The organism is Armatimonas sp., from assembly GCF_031410135.1.
In the GTDB taxonomy this organism is placed as follows: domain Bacteria; phylum Armatimonadota; class Armatimonadia; order Armatimonadales; family Armatimonadaceae; genus Armatimonas.
The window spans coordinates 1-3,077 of sequence record NZ_JANNYP010000175.1 but is presented as its reverse complement, the minus strand read 5'-3'; the positions used below and the strand labels follow the sequence as shown (position 1 = coordinate 3,077).

General features: G+C 52.9%; 4 protein-coding genes. All 4 read right to left on the bottom strand.

Annotation, left to right across the window (positions count from 1 at the left end; all coding sequences use genetic code 11):
* A partial coding sequence (locus tag RMO15_RS06230; protein ID WP_369016084.1) for a cytidine/deoxycytidylate deaminase family protein occupies positions 1–239 on the bottom strand: 239 nt, incomplete at its 3' end.
* A 16-nt stretch (positions 240–255) separates the two neighbouring features.
* Positions 256–1,434 (bottom strand): acyltransferase, encoded by a 1,179-nt coding sequence (locus RMO15_RS06225; RefSeq protein WP_309709332.1) that lies wholly within the window; start codon positions 1,432–1,434, stop codon positions 256–258.
* 4 nt (positions 1,435–1,438) lie between these two features.
* Complete coding sequence (gene glyA, locus RMO15_RS06220) at positions 1,439–2,731, bottom strand: serine hydroxymethyltransferase (RefSeq protein WP_309709329.1); 1,293 nt, start codon at positions 2,729–2,731, stop codon at positions 1,439–1,441.
* A gap of 40 nt (positions 2,732–2,771) precedes the next feature.
* On the bottom strand, positions 2,772–3,077 hold a 306-nt coding region (locus tag RMO15_RS06215), incomplete at its 5' end, for a hypothetical protein (protein WP_309709325.1).

Sequence of the window (3,077 nt, the reverse complement as noted above, 5' to 3'; positions counted from 1 at the left end):
GCCTGCGCAATCGCGTTTTGTTCGGCGTGCAACGTCCGAATGCAGCGCCCGTCTTCCAGTAGGCACCCGACCTCCGTACAATGCTTCTGCCCCGGCGGCGAGCCGTTGTAGCCCGTCGTGAGAATTCGCTTGTCGCGCACGATCACTGCCCCGACATGGCGGCGCTCACAGGTCGAGCGCGTCGCCACCTCACGGGCAATGCTCAGAAAATACTCATCCCACGACGGGCGTTGTACTATCAATGATCGCCCAATTTCATTTGATTGATTTTTTTTTCATAAAGGGACGTTCGAATGCGATATGGAATAGGTGTGATATTACTATTACTGTAGTAGTTCCCACTGTTATGAATAATAGGAAAAATATGTCATCATGGATGATATAATGATTTGTTAAGTGTTTGAAAATGCCTCCTAATTTTATTAAAACTAGTTTATGTATTAAATATATTGAATAGGATATTGATCCTAGGTATAAAATTGAAGGATTTGTTAGGAGCTGAATAGCCTTTGTTTTTTTTGTGTTTTTTAAATTTTTAATAATAAAAATTATGGTAGTTATTCCTATTGATAGGTCTGCTATCCAAGAAATTCGGTATAGGTTTGGTTGATCCGCAGCGAAAATAAGGCCGATTGTGATCGCTGCTAGCAAGCTAATTGTACGGTTGGAACTTAGCAGGAATATTTTACCTGATGATGGGATAAGCTGTGGTGAGAAACAAGCAAGAGCACCTAGCATTCCGAGACAGAAGAGTGCGGCTAACCAGGGGAAAGTCCACATACCACTATAGTTATAAGGAAGCAGGCTTGCAGGAAGAACACTCACAAGCAGAACCAGCAGGATAAGTGTCGTAATTTTAATTTTTTGTAGTAGGGGGAGAAAGACTAAGGGAAAGAAAAAGTACAGTTGCCATTCCAGTGCGACGCTCCACAGGGGGTAGTCTAATGTTTGCCATTGTTCACCCCAGTTATTGATGAGGAGAAGATGAGGAATCGCATAGTGCCAAGCACTATTTTCCGTAAATAATAATCGCTGGAGGACAGGTAGATCGAACTGTCTGAGGGCTTTGAAACCCTCAGGTGAGAGAATACCCATTAAGAACGTCATGGCAAAAGCGGCATAGTACGGAGGTAAGATACGGCGTGCCCGTCGAAGAAAATAGGGCAATAGTCCACCCGGTATCTGTCCTAGTGGATTATCGCTACGCGCGACGGGGGCCATGAGAACAAAGCCTGATAGCACAATAAAGACACAAACGGCCGCATGCCCAAAATGTAAGGGGAGACTGAGGAGACGCCCTCCTTCAGAGAGGCTTTTTACGCTCTCTTCTCGAATATGGAAAAGGCAAACATATACAGCCATGAGGCCCCGAATACCATCAAGGAATTCAAAATGATGCGAAGGTGGTGTTTTGGAGGAGAGCTCAGGCATCATGTGACTAATCCCATGCCGGAAATTTATTACAGAGGGCTTTGACTTCCTCGCGGATTCCGGCGATCAGGGCATCGTCGTGGCGCTGCTCTAGGGCGCGGTTGATCAGCTCGGCGATAATCGGCATCTCGGTCTCGGTCATGCCGCGTGTGGTGACGGCGGGGGTTCCGAGGCGCAGGCCGCTGGTCTTAAACGGCGGGTTGGGATCGTTGGGGATGGCGTTCTTATTGGCGGTGATTCCGGCCAGGTCCAAGACTTCCTGTGCCCGCTTGCCGTTTAGCTTCTTGGCACGCAGGTCCACGAGCATCAGGTGGTTATCCGTGCCGCCGGAGACCAACCGAAAACCGTGGCTGACGACTGACTCAGCCAGCGCCTTGGCGTTCTTGCGAATCTGCGCCTGGTAGGTAGCAAAACTAGGGTCCATGGCCTCTTTGAAGCAGACGGCTTTTCCGGCGATGACGTGCATGAGGGGGCCGCCCTGCATTCCGGGGAAGACCGCCATGTTCAGCAGGTCGGAGAGCAGGCGCGTCTCGCCCTTGGTGTTCTTGATGCCCAGTGGGTTCTCGGTGTCTTTTCCCGCAAGAATTAACCCCCCACGCGGCCCGCGTAGGGTCTTGTGGGTGGTGGTCGTGACCACATGGGCATGGGGTAGCGGGGACGGGTGCTCGCCACCGGCCACCAGCCCGGCGATATGGGCCATGTCCACCCAGAATGCCGCCCCGATCTCGTCGGCGATCTCACGGAGAATTTTCCAGTCAATGATGCGCGGGTAGACCGTCGCGCCGCCAAGAATCATCTTGGGCTTGTGCTTCTTGGCAAGATCGCGAATCTGGTCGTAGTCGAGCGTTTCTTCGGCGTTGAGGCCATAGGCGATGGGCTCGTAGATAAAGCCGGAGAAGTTCACGGGGGAGCCGTGCGTTAAGTGGCCGCCTTGTGCCAAGTCCATCGCAAGGAACTTATCGCCGGGATTGAGTAGCGCAAAAAACACGGCCATGTTGGCGTTGGCCCCGGAGTGCGGCTGGACGTTGGCGTACTCGGCACCAAAGAGCTTGCAGGCACGCTCGATGGCAAGGTTCTCGACCACGTCCACATGCTCACAGCCACCGTAGTAGCGCCGTCCGGGATAGCCCTCGGCGTACTTGTTGGTCAGGCTGGAGCCCTGGGCCTCACGCACGGCGCGGGAGACGATGTTCTCGCTGGCAATCAGCTCTAGCTTGTCTTCCTGGCGGTGGTCTTCGGCGGTAATGGCGGCAAAAATCTCGGGATCGGAGTCGGAGAGGGGGGCGCTAAATGTATTCACGGGAACTATTGTACCGCGCCAAACCCCTCGCCCAAGCGTTTCACCGGGAACGGGGCTTTCCGCCCTCTGTCTCCATTTTTACGTGCCCGTCCACAAACCCAATCCAGCCCATCTGATGATCGTGCCGCCCGACAAAGCTGGCTAGCGGGTCATGGGCATTGGGCAAAATGCTACGCGATTCGTAGAGTAAGGGGGTCTTGTCGTGTGGAGCACCGATCTTATCTAGGGAGCGCTCCGAGAGCCGTTCGTCCATCGCATAGCCAATGCCATTGGGATCAGAAAGACGAGGACAGCGCAGTTTGTTTTTGCGGTAGGGATAGCTCGCATCGTACCAATTTGTGGCAAG